The sequence below is a fragment of the Qipengyuania pacifica genome, assembly GCF_019711555.1.
In the GTDB taxonomy this organism is placed as follows: domain Bacteria; phylum Pseudomonadota; class Alphaproteobacteria; order Sphingomonadales; family Sphingomonadaceae; genus Qipengyuania; species Qipengyuania pacifica.
In genome coordinates, this window is record NZ_JAIGNQ010000002.1 from 676,179 (window position 1) to 691,040 (window position 14,862).

17 protein-coding genes and 1 other RNA gene are annotated in these 14,862 nt (G+C 60.1%); 4 read left to right on the top strand and 14 right to left on the bottom strand.

All coding sequences use genetic code 11. The features are described from left to right. Nucleotides 1–3 precede the first annotated feature (3 nt). From K3177_RS08490 to K3177_RS08510, 5 genes are all read right to left on the bottom strand, one after another. Complete coding sequence (locus K3177_RS08490; RefSeq protein ID WP_247714331.1) at nt 4–1,935, bottom strand: ATP-binding protein; 1,932 nt, start codon at nt 1,933–1,935, stop codon at nt 4–6. A 98-nt stretch (nt 1,936–2,033) separates the two neighbouring features. Next, the gene (locus tag K3177_RS08495) at nt 2,034–2,786 is read right to left on the bottom strand and encodes a TIGR02186 family protein (protein ID WP_375245302.1); all 753 of its coding nucleotides are present in this window, start codon (nt 2,784–2,786) and stop codon (nt 2,034–2,036) included. Continuing rightward, nucleotides 2,783–3,688 carry a sulfite exporter TauE/SafE family protein gene (locus K3177_RS08500; protein WP_196846745.1) on the bottom strand — a complete coding sequence of 302 codons (906 nt, stop codon included), beginning with the start codon at nt 3,686–3,688 and terminating at the stop codon, nt 2,783–2,785. The genes K3177_RS08495 and K3177_RS08500 overlap by 4 nt, the downstream gene beginning before the upstream one ends. Nucleotides 3,689–3,734: 46 nt before the next feature. Next, entirely contained in the window at nt 3,735–4,856 is a 1,122-nt protein-coding gene (locus tag K3177_RS08505; protein ID WP_221597889.1) for a hypothetical protein, read from the bottom strand. Further along, nucleotides 4,849–6,255: a glycosyl transferase family protein gene (locus K3177_RS08510; protein WP_221597890.1), complete on the bottom strand. Its 1,407-nt coding sequence runs from the start codon at nt 6,253–6,255 to the stop codon at nt 4,849–4,851. Before K3177_RS08510 ends, K3177_RS08505 begins: the two co-directional genes overlap by 8 nt. An 82-nt stretch (nt 6,256–6,337) precedes the next feature. On the opposite strand from K3177_RS08510, the gene nhaA reads away from it, so the two are divergent. Beyond that, nucleotides 6,338–7,549, top strand: coding sequence for a Na+/H+ antiporter NhaA (nhaA, locus tag K3177_RS08515; protein WP_103022721.1), 1,212 nt, complete (start codon nt 6,338–6,340; stop codon nt 7,547–7,549). 6 nt (nt 7,550–7,555) lie between these two features. Here the strand turns inward: nhaA and K3177_RS08520 are convergent, their stop codons facing one another. Next, nucleotides 7,556–7,993, bottom strand: coding sequence for a VOC family protein (locus K3177_RS08520; RefSeq protein WP_221597891.1), 438 nt, complete (start codon nt 7,991–7,993; stop codon nt 7,556–7,558). A gap of 125 nt (nt 7,994–8,118) precedes the next feature. Between K3177_RS08520 and K3177_RS08525 the strand changes: the two genes are divergently transcribed. Further along, complete coding sequence (locus tag K3177_RS08525) at nt 8,119–8,835, top strand: SIMPL domain-containing protein (protein ID WP_247714398.1); 717 nt, start codon at nt 8,119–8,121, stop codon at nt 8,833–8,835. 55 nt (nt 8,836–8,890) lie between these two features. On the opposite strand, the gene K3177_RS08530 is transcribed toward K3177_RS08525, so the two are convergent. Then, complete coding sequence (locus tag K3177_RS08530) at nt 8,891–9,646, bottom strand: TorF family putative porin (protein WP_221597893.1); 756 nt, start codon at nt 9,644–9,646, stop codon at nt 8,891–8,893. Between the two features lie 269 nt (nt 9,647–9,915). Between K3177_RS08530 and K3177_RS08535 the strand changes: the two genes are divergently transcribed. Beyond that, nucleotides 9,916–10,719 carry a metallophosphoesterase family protein gene (locus K3177_RS08535; RefSeq protein ID WP_221597894.1) on the top strand — a complete coding sequence of 268 codons (804 nt, stop codon included), beginning with the start codon at nt 9,916–9,918 and terminating at the stop codon, nt 10,717–10,719. Between the two features lie 242 nt (nt 10,720–10,961). On the opposite strand, the gene K3177_RS08540 is transcribed toward K3177_RS08535, so the two are convergent. After that, on the bottom strand, nt 10,962–11,165 hold the full coding sequence (locus tag K3177_RS08540; protein ID WP_221597895.1) for a hypothetical protein: 204 nt from the start codon (nt 11,163–11,165) through the stop codon (nt 10,962–10,964). 113 nt (nt 11,166–11,278) lie between these two features. Continuing rightward, an RNA gene (rnpB, locus tag K3177_RS08545) (RNase P RNA component class A) lies at nt 11,279–11,688 on the bottom strand. Nucleotides 11,689–11,865: 177 nt separating this feature from the next. Here rnpB and K3177_RS08550 point away from each other — a divergent pair. Then, a complete protein-coding gene (locus K3177_RS08550; RefSeq protein WP_221597896.1) occupies nt 11,866–12,294 on the top strand; it encodes a hypothetical protein in 429 nt (142 codons plus the stop codon). A gap of 31 nt (nt 12,295–12,325) precedes the next feature. Here K3177_RS08550 and K3177_RS08555 read toward each other — a convergent pair whose 3' ends face one another. Genes K3177_RS08555 through K3177_RS08575 form a run of 5 tightly spaced genes read right to left on the bottom strand, consistent with a single transcriptional unit; the run spans nt 12,326 to nt 14,787 of the window. Continuing rightward, entirely contained in the window at nt 12,326–12,859 is a 534-nt protein-coding gene (locus K3177_RS08555) for a hypothetical protein (RefSeq protein ID WP_221597897.1), read from the bottom strand. Next, complete coding sequence (locus K3177_RS08560; protein WP_221597898.1) at nt 12,856–13,425, bottom strand: JAB domain-containing protein; 570 nt, start codon at nt 13,423–13,425, stop codon at nt 12,856–12,858. Before K3177_RS08560 ends, K3177_RS08555 begins: the two co-directional genes overlap by 4 nt. A gap of 8 nt (nt 13,426–13,433) precedes the next feature. Next, nucleotides 13,434–13,868, bottom strand: coding sequence for a hypothetical protein (locus K3177_RS08565; protein WP_221597899.1), 435 nt, complete (start codon nt 13,866–13,868; stop codon nt 13,434–13,436). 38 nt (nt 13,869–13,906) lie between these two features. Then, a complete protein-coding gene (locus tag K3177_RS08570; protein WP_221597900.1) occupies nt 13,907–14,242 on the bottom strand; it encodes a hypothetical protein in 336 nt (111 codons plus the stop codon). 41 nt (nt 14,243–14,283) lie between these two features. After that, nucleotides 14,284–14,787: a helix-turn-helix domain-containing protein gene (locus K3177_RS08575; RefSeq protein ID WP_221597901.1), complete on the bottom strand. Its 504-nt coding sequence runs from the start codon at nt 14,785–14,787 to the stop codon at nt 14,284–14,286. Between the last annotated feature and the right edge of the window lie 75 nt (nt 14,788–14,862).

The following is a 14,862-nucleotide window of genomic DNA, read 5'->3' on the forward strand; positions in this document are numbered from 1 at the left end:
GGATCAGCCCTGCGAACGCCAGCGCAACACGGTGCGCTGGACGGTTTCCTCTTCGCCGCCGGTCTTGTTCCACAGCTCGACGAAGCTCGGGTCTTCCGATGCCGGGCGCCGCGATTCCTCGAGATTGTCGAAGCTGACGCGCATCGGGATGGCCACGCCCTCGCCGCAGATGATGCATTCGCGATTGCGCAGGGCCGGGATCGCATCGAGGAACCCGCGCGCGCCTTCCGGCATGGCGGCCCGCACGAATTCCTGATCGCGGTCGTTGTTGAGGCGCATCGAAATGATCGTGCCGCATTGCGACAGCACGCCTTCGGCAAGGTCGGACGGGCGCTGCGTGATCAGGCCGAGCGAGATGCCGTATTTGCGGCCCTCCTTGGCGATCCGGCTAAGGATGGTGCCGACCGAATTGCCATCGGCATTCTTCTCGTTCGGAACGTAGCGATGCGCTTCCTCGCACACGAGCAGGATGGGCGATGTACGCTCCTCGCGGCCCCAGATGGCGAAGTCGAAGACCAGTCGGCTGAGCACGGCCACCACCGTCGCGGTAATGTCCGAGGGGACGCCCGACACGTCGATGATCGAAATCGGCTTGCCGTTGGATGGCATGCGGAAGATCTTGGCGATGAAATCGGCCATCGTGTCGGCCACCAGCATGCCGGAGAACATGAACTGGTACCGCGGGTCGCCCTTGATCTCGTCGAGCTTGTTCTTGATCCGCATGTAAGGGGCGGAGTTGGTCGATTTGTCGAGCTTGCCCATCCCGTCCTGAATCTCGTTCGAGAGGTCGGACAGGAGATAGGGAATGGGGGAATCGACCGTGATCTTGCCCATGCTTTCGGCAAGGCGGCTTTTCTGGCGGGCCTTGAGCAGACAGCGCGCCAGAATGTCGGCATCGACCTGGCGCTCATTGCCGTTGCTGGTGAGCAGCACTTCGCAGTGCTCCTCGAAATTCATGATCCAGTACGGCATCTGCAAGTTCGAGACGTCGAGGATAACGCCGGTATGGCGGAACGCCGCCGAATATTCGCCATGCGGATCGATCATGACGATATGCCCCTCGGGCGCCGCCTCGCAGATACGGTGCAGCAACAGGGCCGCGCTGGTCGATTTGCCGGTGCCGGTCGAACCCAGCAGCGCAAAGTGCTTCCCGAGCATGGCATCGATATAGATGCCCGCACGGATGTCCTTCGTGGGATAGACCTTGCCGATCGTTACCGCGCTGCGTCCGTCGCTCGCATAGACCTGTTTGAGGTCCTGCGTCGACGCGGGATAGACCATCCCGCCCGGAACGGGATAGCGCGTCACACCGCGGCGGAAGCCATGGAGCTTTCCGGTCAGCTTCTCTTCGATCCCTTCGCCGAGAAAATCGATATTCGCGAGGATGGACCCTGCCTTGCGATCCTGGCGCTGATTGCGAACGCTGGCGAGAAGCCAGCTGTTGCCGACGCGGATCTTGACCTGCGAACCGACCTGTCCGGCCATGGCGATCGATGGATCGTCATCTTCGGTGCACTCGTTGAGGCGTTGCAGGTCGATGGCAATCATCGAACCCGAGCCGGCGATCTCCAGCACCACGCCAATGGGTTGGGTGGCATTCTCGCTGACCGGTTCTTCTTCTGCGGGGCCTTCAACCGCATTCGCAGGCTCGCGCTGCGGCGCAAGGTCCGACGGGCGCGGCGGTGCGTCTCCCAGCGTTGGTGTAAAGCGTTCGGCAGGCGCAATCGGTTCGACAGATACCGGTTGGTCAGATGTCACATCCGCGCAAGGCTGCGGCTGGTGAACATATCCTGACGGGGACACATATGGAGCGGATTGTTCGGCGCTGCGCCTGATCCGGTCACGTAGCGAATTGCTGCGCGGCTGCGGCGGCTCTGCGCCATCTTCCATCGCCGGGTCGAAGGTACGGTAGTTGGGATTGCCCATTTCGGTCATCGGTCAGCTGTGCCCCACGTATGACGCCCCATTTGCGCCAGCGTATCGCCTGCCCGAAACTGCTTAAGATGTGGTCAACGCCGCCGCGCCAGAAAGGATCACATCAACGCGAACAACCGGCCTGCTGCCCAGCCCATTCCCACGGCAAGAGCGACCGCCATCAGGCCGTAGGCCAGCGACCATTCCTGAGAATATTCCGCTACGAGCCGTTCGAAGCCGACCTTCTTCACTTCGACTTCCGCCTGAGCCGATGCAATGACCCGCCCATCGCGAACAGCGAATGTTTCCGCCGTATATGTGCCGGTAGAGACGCTGGACGGCAGCGATATGCGCGACTGGTAGAGCACCTGTTCGCTGATCTGAACGCCTTCGAAATCCTGCTTGTAGAGCTGCTGGCGCGTCTTGAGATCGACAAGCCCGGCCTTGAAGCGCGCCTGTTCTTCCGGATCGATCACGCCGCTCGGTGACAACTGGATGTAGTCGGTTCCGAACTCGTAGATCGCGGCGGTCTTCTCATCGACGATCTCCGATACAGGGCGCGAAGAGGCGACGGCGAAGAAGGACGGGACAGAGCGGAAATCGCTGCTCGCCGCGTTGACCCACACGCCGACGAAACGCTCCTTCTCGCGCAGTCGAACCGGTTCGGACGGGCCCTTGAGAACCACGACGATATCGTAGTCACTGCCGGCCGCCCTGCCCAGCGGATCGAGCACCGCGCCGAAAAGCAGCAGCTCGGTTCCGGTAAAGCCCTGCCGTACGCGCACTTCATGCTGACTCACTTCGGGCACGAGGATGGGATCCCGCTGACCCATCAGCGCAAAAGCGAAGAGGATGAGAAGAAGCGCCCTCACAACGGATACAGCGTGTAGATTTCGTCCGGCTGATAGAACAGGCCGAGGAACATGCGGAACGCCACAAGCAGGACGATCGCAGCGAGGATGAGGCGCAATATCTCGGGCTTTGCCTTGACCGCGATCTGCGAGCCGATCTGCGCGCCCGTCACCGAACCCACCAGCAACAGGAACACCAGCACGATATCGACCGCCTTGGTGGTCAGCGAATGCATGAGAGTCGTGGCCATGGTCACGAACAAAATATTGTAGAGCGAGGTGCCGACGACGACATTTGCGCTCATGCCCAGAATATAGAGCATGGCAGGAACAAGGATGAACCCGCCACCCACGCCCATCAGCATGGTCAGGACACCGACCGCCACGCCCACAACCAGCGGCGCGATCGGGGAAATGTAGAGGCCCGAACGGTAAAAACGCCAGCGCATGGGCAGGCTCGCGATAATGGGGTGGTGCCGCCTTCGAGCCGCCTGCGAACTGCCGGTGCCACGCAGCGTCTGCACCGCTTCGCGTGCCATCAACATGCCGATCGTGCCAAGCAGAATCACGTAGAGCGCACTGATGACCACGTCGATCTGGCCGATCGAGCGCAGAAACCGGAACAGGAGCGCGCCGAATCCGGATCCGACGATACCCCCGGCCACCATGACCATCCCCATGCGATAATCGACACCGCCGCGCCCGCCATGCGCCAGCACGCCGGTGACACTCGCACCGGTGACCTGCGTCGATGCCGATGCGGCCGCCACGGTCGGTGGGATGCCATAGAAGATCAGCAACGGAGTGGTCAGGAACCCGCCGCCCACACCGAACAATCCGGAAAGAATGCCCGTCAAAGCTCCCAACGCGACGATCCACAGTCCATTTACGGACAGGTTCGCGATTGGGAGATAGACATCCATGCCCTCGCCCTATCGCAGCGGGGGGACGGTTGGAAGCCGGACTATGTCAGAAGCCGGTCGAAAGCGTCAGAACGCCACCATTTCCCGGCGCTGCATTGCCAGCAACGCGCACGCGGTAGCCTGCTTCCAGACGAACAGGCGCGCCCCCGGCGGAGAGATTGAGGGTCACTGCGGGTCCCACATCGACCCGGGACGCCCCTTTCTGGGCGCCGCCCCAGGCGCCCGCTCCGAGCGACAGACCACCCGAATCAAAAGTCACCGCGCGGCGTTCCGCGACGAGAGCGCCATCTGCGAATGGGGTTGCGAAATCGCCGCCGACATAGCCAGCCTGCCCATAGGCTCGCGCCGTCACCTCCATCGGCAGCCTCCCCTGCTCGAATCCCCCCGCAACGAAGGCTGCAGGCCTCAATTCGGTTGATCCATCGCGATGCGTCGCCCGCGCTTCAGCGTGAAGATCGATCGGTATCTTCGCGAGAGGGCGGACACGCAGGCCAAGGGCTGTATCCGTCTGTCCGTCGCTGCCGAGATCGCGGTTGGCGCGGAAATATGCCGCCGGTCGGCGGGCGCTGGATCGATCGAGACTATACGCCAGCACAGCGCCGGCCTGACTACCCCCGTAACTGGCCGGCCGCGATCCGCCTTCCGTCGGCAAGGATCTACCCTCTCGCGCGACCAGCCAGGCGTCGATCCGCCAGGCCGAGCCCGCCGGTCGAGTATCCTCTCGCACAGAAGAAACTGGTCGATCGGTTGGCTCGGGCAATTGGTCTCGAGTGCTGGCGACCGCCAACTCGCCAAGCGATTCTCCAAGTCGCGGAGCCACCGCCTGCTCAAGATGAAGGCTACCAGCCCCCGATCCAGCTTTCCCGCTGCGCACCAGTGCGGCAAATCCAATCTGCTTTAGGCGCCCGGTTTTACGAGCGACGCGGGGAGCGCCGGTGCCACCATTTCCCGCTGGAATGCTCGGCGGACCGAAATTGCCGGTTCGATGATCCGTGTGTCCGGGTGCGCTTTCGATCTTGTCGAGCCCCATCATTACCAGGTCAGGCGTAATGGCTGGTGGCAGCAACGGATTTTCCCACGTCGCCGCGCGCAGTAAAAGCCATCCAGCCGTCAGCAGGCATAGGAAAAGAACCGGTTGCCCCTGACGTTGCGCGATCAGATTATGCACCGGCTTTATCGACCGTTTTCAGCAGCGCCGGGTGATCCCAATGTTCCGTCTTGTCCCATATCACCGGGGCACCGCGAAGGGTCTTGATGTAGGCTATCAAAGCGCGCCGCCCAGCCATGATCGCAATGATGTTCGATACGAAAGTTCGCGGGATGGCGATCAATCCCTGACGCCAGCCATATTCGCGCGCAGTGAAGCAGGCACGCATCAGAAAGCGCATCGCCACCCCGAACAGATTGAGCCAGAGCAATGCTGAAAGTAGTGGTGAAACAGCAGGAAGTGCCACAATATTCAGTTCACTCAGCATCATGGATATCGCGGCGCCCACCAGCAGCGAGTAGGCTAGCACCAGAAGTATGGCGGTGAGCGGCCCGCGCCGGTCGCGAAGTTGCATCCAGAGATCGACCGGCTTCCGGTCCCAGCCCAGCCGGTCCCACCCCTGCAAGGCGATGCCGTGCATCCAGCGCGTCTTCTGACGTACCGATTCGTCGCGGCCGGTTGGGAAAAACGCGCGCGTCGCAATCAAGCGGCCATCGCAGCCGCGTACGCGAATGAACCGGCCTCTTCCTCCAGCCTGGGCGATCTTGAGACCCAGTTCGTAGTCTTCGGTAAGGGATTCTCGCGCAAAAGGGCTGCCGCCTTCCCGCGTCGCCAAGGCTGCCAAGGCATTGCGCGCGATCCCGCAGCCGACACCGGCACCTGGAATGGCTGCCCCCAATGCGTCTCTGACAACCAGAGCCTTGCCATGCGATTCTGCAAATTCATCCGAATAATGCGAGCCGATCCAAGGTGAACGATGCTGCGGGAGAGCGAGTACCGGAAGCTGGACGAACTGTGCGTGCCATAACGCCTGATCCAGAAGGGAAAGCGCGGCGGGATCGACCATGTCTTCCGCATCGTGCAGCACGACCATGGAGGCTTTCTGTCCCGATCGCGCCTCATCCTCTTCCAGCGCCCGGTACAGACGGTTGAGACAGTCAGCCTTCGATGTCGGTCCATCTTCACCGTGGATTACCAGCCGTACGCGCGGATCGCCCCGCGTCGCGGCGATAACGGCCGCCATGGTATAGGGATCGTTGCGATAACAGCCGACATAGATAGTCACTTCCGGCTGCGGCCAGACGTCCAGCATATGCACGAGCGTAGGGCCGATGACAGCTTCTTCGCGCCAGGTCGGAATGAATACGGCAGCAGGGCCGGCCAGGCTTGTAATAGCCTCTGGATCGCCTTCTTTCAGGCGAGGTGTCGCGATACGTCCGGTGAGACGCATCCAGACATAAGTACAGTCGAGAGCGAACTCGTCGATCATGCCGAGTGCAAAGAATGCTGCCGCGAACAGCAGTAATTCGTGCTGCACGAGCACGAACCATTCCGCGAAAGTAAACGACCCCAGTACCATACGGCACCCCCTGCCTATTTCGTTAACCTCCGCTTTCAAGACTTGCAACATGGGACGCTTTACGGGAGAGAGCGTCGCCAAGATGAACCAACGTCCTTCAGGAATCCGCCTCGTATTTGCCCCCGTTCGCGCGCTTTTCGTCAGCGACGCATCGGCCGGCATCCTGCTCATCCTCGTGGCGATCGCCGCGATGCTGGCGGCCAACTCGCCGCTTGCAGGGGAATACGAGCAGCTTTTCTACGGGGAATTGCCCTGGACGCCGATCCCAAAACTCTACGACATGCATTTGTGGATCAACGACGGACTCATGGCGCTGTTCTTCTTCGTCGTCGGACTCGAAGTTAAGCGCGAATGGATAGAAGGACAGCTATCGACCGCTGAATCCCGCCGCCTGCCAATTCTAGCAGCGGTTGCGGGCATGGCAGTCCCTGCCCTGGTCTATGTCGGCGTGGTCGGCGGCGATGCCGAACTGATGCGCGGCTGGGCAATTCCGGCGGCGACGGACATTGCCTTTGCCATGGGCGTACTGGGTCTGCTGGGGAATCGCTGCCCGGCATCGCTGCGCCTGTTCCTCCTCACCGTTGCGATCGTCGACGATATCGGTGCCGTGATGGTCATTGCTCTGTTCTATACCGCGCAGATCAAACTCGGCTGGCTCGCTGCTGCCGGCGCGGTAGTCGTGGCCATGATGGTCCTGAACAAGATGCGCGTGGCACGATATTGGCCGTATATCCTGCTCGCGCTGGTCCTGTGGTACTTCGTCCTCAATTCGGGGATCCATGCCACCATCGCGGGCGTCGTCGCGGCGCTGTGCATTCCCATGGTCGGCCCCGACGACCAGACCATGGTCGAACGTATGGAACACGGGCTTGCCCCGTGGAGCGCCTACCTGATCGTTCCGGTATTCGGTTTTGCCAATGCCGGGGTGCCGCTCGCCGGCATGGGTCTGGAACAGGTCTTCGCCCCGCTCCCGCTTGCGATCGCGGCCGGCCTGTTCGTCGGCAAGCAGATCGGGATATTCTCGGCGATCTTCGTTGCCGACAAAATCGGCTTCGCGCCACGGCCGGATCAAGCCAGCTGGCCCGAAATATGGGGAGTTTCCATCCTGTGCGGGATCGGCTTCACCATGTCGCTGTTCATCAGCGGGCTTGCCTTTACCGGCCAGCAATTGCTGATCAACGAGGCGAAGATCGGCATCCTCCTCGGCTCGCTGATCTCGGCAATAGTCGGCTACACCATCCTGCGCATGTCCGCGCAGCATCCCGACGATATGCGCTCCCCATATATCGACTGACGCGGCCTACCAGCTCCCGGTATTTTCCATGCTTGCCCAAGGCTCGCATGGCTCGAGAGATCCTTCCTGCAGCAGCTCGATCGAAATGCCGTCGGGCGTCCTGACAAAGGCCATGTGCCCGTCACGCGGGGGGCGGTTGATGACATGGCCGGCATCCATGATGGCCTGGCAGGTCTCGTAAATATTCTCGACCCGATAGGCGAGATGGCCGAAATTGCGGCCGCCCGAATAGGTTTCCGGATCGCTGCCGTCCTGTGGGGGCCAGTTGTAGGTAAGTTCCACTTCCGCGACGCCCTCCTGACCCGGGGCCGCCAGAAAAATGAGCGTGAAGCGACCTGCTTCGTTATCGAAACGGCGCGTTTCTTCCACCCCGATCAGCTTGAAAAACGCGATAGTGGCCTCCGGGTCGGTCACGCGGATCATCGTGTGAAGATATTTGGTCAATTCGAACTCCATTCATCTATATTAAAGCACGGTTCACCGAGCACGGTTTAGATTACGCTCCGCCAGACTGGCCAGAGAGGAACGCGATCATGTGCGACGAACCCAAAACGGTAGCGCCAAGTGCCATGCACAGGCGCGGGGATGCAACTTTCAAACGCTGGATTGCGAGCGCCGGCATACTTTCGGCCGGTCTGATCATCGGCGGATTCGTCCTCGGCGATGGGCTCGTGCGCATGAAGGCGGCCGAGCGCACAGTGACTGTTCGCGGACTTGCCGAACGCGAAGTGACCGCAGACCTGGCAACATGGACTTTGTCCTTCGCGTCGACCGCCACAAACTTGCAGAGTGCGCAGGCAAGCACCGATAAAGACGCCGTGGCGGTGCGCGAGTTTTTCGAGCGCATGGGTTTTCCTGCAGAAGCGCTCACGCCTGCCGGGATAAATGTCTCGAACTACACCGACAACGGGACGGTCTTTTACACCGTGCGGCAACGTATCGTTCTTCGGACCGAAGATATCAATCGCGCTCAGCGCGCCGTGCGAAATCAGGCCGAACTGGTCCGTAACGGGGTCGTTCTCGAAGACGGATCGGGTATCAGTTACACCTTTACCGGCCTCAATTCGATCAAGCCCGCAATGGTCGCCGAGGCGACGAAAGATGCTCGCGCCTCTGCCGAACAGTTTGCCCAGGACAGCGGTGCGGATGTTGGGGGCATTCGCAAAGCAACGCAGGGATATTTTTCAATCGAGGCGCGCGATGGCGAAGCGGGTGGCTGGGGCGTGGGCGACACGCCGTTCAAGAAGGTGCGCGTCGTGACGACTGTTGATTTCGCCCTCGATTAGGGGGAAAAAGGGGGCGCACCGACCGGTGCGCCCCGTACTTCCTTGGCGCCCGCCGTTAGAAGCTGGCCGACAGGGTCGCCACGATAGCATCGTCGGTATAGCCGTCGATCGAAGGACCCTCCACGCCCACATAGGCCACGCCGAGTTCGAAATTGCCTTTCGCCACGCTCGCACCAAGCGACCAGTCGAAGCCCGTATCGTCCAGAGTACCCGCCACGAAGGGAGGTGCCAGCACGCCATCGGTATATCCAAGATGGCCGTTTATGCTGATCGGCGTGTTCGGAATGCCGAAGCCGAGATCGGTGTAGAGATATAGGTTGTCCTGTCCGCTCAGCGAATCCTGCTTGGGCGCGTAGGCCACTCCAAAGGTCGCCGCGGCAGGCCCGAGCGTGGTGCTGACCGACGCGTAAGGTTCCCAATAGTCCGTATCAAGGCCGAGATCTTCCGTGGGATAGATGTAGTACAAGACCCCCAGATCAACGCTCACCGCTTCGGTCAGATTGCCGCTCCACCCGGCATAGATGTCGAGTTCAAGATCGCCATAGGATGGCCCGCCCTTGATCGAAGATGCCCAGGTTCCAACATAAAACCCGCTGTCGTGGGCGACATCGAACCCGCCCTGAAGAGCCGGGTCTCCCCCGGACTGGGAAATGCCGCGGAACCGGTAGTCGGTCGTCAGCGCAACATTGGCCGACGCGGTAATCGAACTGCTGGCGGCTTCATCTTCCGATTGAGCCATTGCCGGCGTTGCGAGAGAGATGCTCGCCATAGCGAGCGATGCGGCCATTAGGCCGCGAAAGGACGTTAGCATCACAAACTCCTGTACGAGTGTCGCTTCGTCCCACCTGCGAATCCGGCGGAGCCATTTTATTAGGCTTCTCGTCCAGATACGCTCATAAACCTGCCCAAAAGCGAAGCATTGCGCAAGATCGAGTCAAAAACGTTTCGCATACGCAGCAATAGGTGTGCTTTTTCCGCAACTGCGAAGATGAGCGCCCCGCGCCGTCAGTTGCTCCTTGCGAGACAAGGGCGTATCTCCCGAACACTCAATTTGCGCTACCCGGGTCTCTTTCAGGTACCATGTTCAATCTTGCGAAGCTTTTTGGTCGGCGTGGCGAGCCCACACGTCGGCCGAGCGTCCCCGACGGCGAACGCTATTACGTTATTGGCGACATACACGGACGCTGCGACCTGCTGGACCAGTTGATCGAGGCTATCGAGCGGGATGACGCTGCATCGGGAGCTGCCGACAGTACGGTGATCCTGTTGGGAGATCTTATCGACCGCGGTCCGGAAAGTGCAAGGGTGGTCGAAACTGCGCGCAAATGGGGAAAGCGCCGACGCGTTCACTGTATCGCCGGAAACCACGAAGAGATGTTTCTCGAGAGTTTCACGGACCGCGAGATGCTACGCCATTTCCTCAAGCATGGTGGGCGCGAGACAGTGCTGAGTTACGGTATCAAACGTAAACGCTATAACGAACTCACCATGAAGGAACTTCAGGTCGAGCTGAACGATCTGGTCCCGAAGAAGCACCGCAAGTTTCTGGAACGCATGGAGAATATGGTCGTCGCCGGCGACTATGTTTTTGTCCATGCGGGCATCAATCCCAAACGCGCGATCGACGATCAGAAACAGTCGGATCTGCGCTGGATCCGCGAACGGTTTCTCAAGCATGACGAACCCTTCAGCCATGTAATTGTCCACGGGCATACGATCTTCGAAGAGATCGAACATACGGATCACCGGATCGGCATAGACACGGGCGCCTTTCGCACCGGGAATCTCACCGCACTGGTTCTGGAAGGCGACACCCGCCGTGTCATTCAGGCGCGGGACGTGAACGGAGATATGACTACCGTGCACTCGGAATTTTCCTGGTGAAGAACCCTTTTCGACACTCGAAGCGATCGGATCGGGACCGATCATGCCCCAGCGAGCGTTTCCCAACCTGTTTTTCCGTAGGAGTATGACCTTTGTCGCTCGATCATTCTGAAGGTTTGGATAACCCGGCCGCAAAGTGGACCGTGGTCGTTACCATGGTGGCGCTGGTCCTGTTGATCGGCATTTCGATCTGGGCGGCCTTCTCCATCCGGCTCGACACCTTCGCTCGTATCGACGAAGGATCAGAGCGCATCCATATACGCGGCACGGAAACCAAGTTCATCGGCCACGCGACAGGCAGCTATTCGGGACACGAGGTTCTGATCGAAGGCTTGCCCACCATCGAACAGCTGCAGGAACTGCCGATCGCCTGGCGCGCCCTGTGCGTGGTCCGCGACGATCCCCACACCGATTGGAGCACGGCCGACCCCATGATGAAGGTTCATCTTCATTCTGACGAAATGAACGAAGCCTGCCGGCCGTTCGAAGGGCTCGAAGTCGACGGACAACTCGTTCCGGAGAAGGCGCCCCAGCCTTCGCTGTTACCGGGTGCGACAGGTTTGCCAGGGAGCCTGTAAGCCGGGTTCTGTCCCGCCCGCGGTATGCTTGCACACCTGCCGCGCGGGGGCAGCCATTCGTCTAGGCCACGGATTGCTCCGCAGCTCGAGCAGCCAACCCGGGCGGTCGATGCGAAACGCACCTGCTGTTTCCAGCGCGCCGCCCCTATTCGGCCTTGCTCCGGGTGGGGTTTGCCATGCGGGCCGCGTTACCGAAGCCCCGGTGCGCTCTTACCGCACCCTTTCACCCTTGCCTGATCCTGTCCTTGGCGAACCTCGGCAGGCCATCGGCGGTATGCTCTCTGTGGCACTTTCCCTGTGGTTGCCCACGGCGGGCGTTACCCGCCACCCTTGTTTCGTGGAGCCCGGACTTTCCTCGTACCATGCGGCACGCGGCTGCCCAGCCCCCTGGCGCCTGTCGCGATAGATCAGGCGCCGCACATTGCCAAGCCGGCAATCGAGAAGGCCAAATTCTCCCTTAGTGAGACAGATTGTTTGATCCGAAACCGATTCATCTGCTCCAACTGGAACTGCGTATTACTTGACTCCAGCCGCGCGCTACCCTCTCCTGTCGTCAAGGAGATAGAGCTTGGACACGCCACTACCCCCAACGCTGCGGCAGGAAGAGCTCGATGAATTCCTGCGCGCCTGCGCTATGGTGACTGCTCCTACCCGCGACATATCGCGGGCACTGGTGCAGCAGCTATGCGAACTGCTTCAAAAAGCACCGCAATTTCTCAAGCGTTATTTCACACCGCCTATCAAGTCCGTTGCCGATCCCTTGTTCAATGCGGATGCTCTCGAGCAGATACTTTTGCTGACGACGCAACAAGCCGGTATTTTGACCTCACGCTCCCAATTGGGCAATTCCATCGCCACCGTCGCTTTGCCCGAACTCGACATCGAGCGGACGTTTGCGAGCCCCACCTGCCTCGCCGTGGCCATGGCCGGTGCCATTGCGGCTGGCGCACACGCAGCGATCCTGGCCCAACCCGGAGAAGGACTGAAAGAAGCTTAGACTGTCGCAAATTGGCGGATGTCTAGAGGGGCTACTCCCTGAAATTGGCCAGATGCCGCTCAACTGCGCTTGAGCTGACATTCAGACTGCGTGCGATGTCATTCTTGATAAATTCATCCGGCAAGTGCCACGCAGAGGCGGCAAGGATGCCACCAGGTCTTTCGCTATCGGCTGCCCATATTGCCTCCTCGACAATCTCCCTGCCTCGCGGCGATAGCTGCAGATTAAAGTCATCGGAATCGGATCGATCGGGTGTGCAGAGCACAAACCTCTGTTCGACCAATCCATTCAAATGCGCCAGGAAACGCTCGCGCGGCACACGGGCGGACTGACAACATTCGGGGAAAAAAATTGACCTGTCGTTCGCCCTCATGACGAAGAGGTAAGCGAGAATATCCCAAATCTCCTCGTTCATTGCTCCACTGAATTGGTAATTTGCGAACGACTCGTCACCGTGTGGGGCGTTCCCCCTATCGCCTAGAAAAAGGAGGGCACGCTGCCAATCGGCTATGGAGATTACATGCCCCGCAATACTGCGCCGCACAGCGTCTTCGATCGGCGTCATATCAGGCGGCTTTCGCGCATGCTGGTCACGCGCCTGCGCCCTACGACCAGATGATCGATGAGAGTAACGCCAAGGCATTTTGCTTGTGCCAGAAGCTCCTTGGTTTGCCGTATGTCGGAATTACTAGGCGTAGCATCCCCAGAAGGGTGATTGTGGGCGATCAGCATCTGTCGGGCATCCAGTGCGAGCGCGCGTCCGAACAACCGACGCGCCGACAGCACAACCTGCCCTTCCTGACCTTCGGCAATAGTCTCTTCTGAGATCACGAACCCCGCCTCGTCCGCCAATATCGCGATCATCCGCTCGTGCCGCAGCCCGCCGATGCTTTGGATCAGGTAGCGATCGAGTGAGGAGCGATCGTCACCGAGACGTGTCCGTACGATCTCTTCGCGGCTCCCGTCATGAAGCAGTTGGCGAACCGCCAGAAGAGCTTCGACCCAGTGCTCACCATGCACGGCACATTCGCGCAGGTCCGCTTCATCGGCATTGGAAATGGCGCTGATCGAACCGAAGCGATGCAAGAGCCGGTCCGCAAGTTCGTTCGGCTCCGCAGATAGCGGAGTCATGAGCGCGGTCAGGTGGTGGTGCGCTGCATCCGTCGGGAATGGGCCATTGTGCCGATGCCTGTAATGATTAACGCCAGCCAGACCGGCCACCGCTCCATTATTGCATAGACGAGCGGCTCGATGGGCGCATGCGCTGCGCGCAGCAGGTGGGAAACCACGGCGATGGTTTGCGCCGAGCTCACCCATAAGGTCCACCAACGATCGGATGAAAGCGCCACGGCTGTAACCGCAACCAGAGCACAGACGTCAATAAGGAAGCGAAAGGTTTGCAGTGAGCCGTAGCCGTCCTGACTCCACGTACCCGTGGCCAGCCACCGGGCAATCCCGGCAAAGACCAGCACGAAATAGACTGTAGCGACATATTTCTCAGGCTTTCCGCCCCTGCTCCAAGCAAAAGCGAGGACTGCGAGCGTGAGCGCTACCTGGATCAGAAACCGGGTCATCGCTCATGCAATTGCGCCCTCGCTCTTGCTTAGGCAAGTCAGGCAGCGATCGTCGTTACATGCTCGGCAGAGGTGAACGATTTATCCGGGCAGGTTGGTTCTTCTCCTGCGCCGGTTTCAACGGCAATCTTGCGAAGCTGATCGTGGACCCTAGCCGCCTCGCCGCGAGCTTCGATAAGCCCGCCGACAATCTTTTGAAGGCGAAGCAACGCGCGCTGACTTTCCAGTTCAGGAGCGCCGGGCACATCGCGGCCGGCCATCGCCGCACTATGAAGGAGAGCAGTTGTTTTCGCCAACGCATCGGCGATGGCGACTTCGGACTCGCCCAGTTCACGAGCAATACGGGCAGTAGCAGTAGTAAGATCAAGCGACATTGATTTCTCCTCAGGCGTTTCAGCCGAGGAGAGGTTGCAACCTAGACCATGGTGCCCAGCGCGTTTGCGAAGGCCATCGACAGCACGGCGACCATCATGATTGCCACCGCGCCGACGAGCATCAGCAGCAATTTGCCACCGATTCCAAGATCCGAAGGTTTAATCCCCGGCTGCAGCCCTTGAGGCATCCGGTCCCAAGCCGCTCTTCCATCGAATGTGAGCGAATCTTCGAACGTATAGGATTGCCCGGGTGGCTGCGGGATCGTTGGTGCAGCATTGGGTGGAGAATTGGTTAGTATCGCCGGATCGTCTATGATTTGATCATACTGTTCTGCCCATGCCCGATAATGGCGTAGCACTTCGACGCGGGGCATGTGGCCAAGTTTTGCTCGCACCGCATCGATGCGCTTGTCGATCGTGACTGGCGCAAGGCCCAGTTCTTTTGCAATTTCCTTGGACGTCAGATGCTGGCAAGCCAGCCGCAAGACCTCGTCCTGCTTATCGGTCAAACGACCGAACACGGTATGGATGTCGTACTGATCCATAGCTGATCTGTACGCCATCAAAGTGGCAGGGGCAATTCCAACCGCCCACCCTTAGGTCGGCTGCGTCCATGTGCG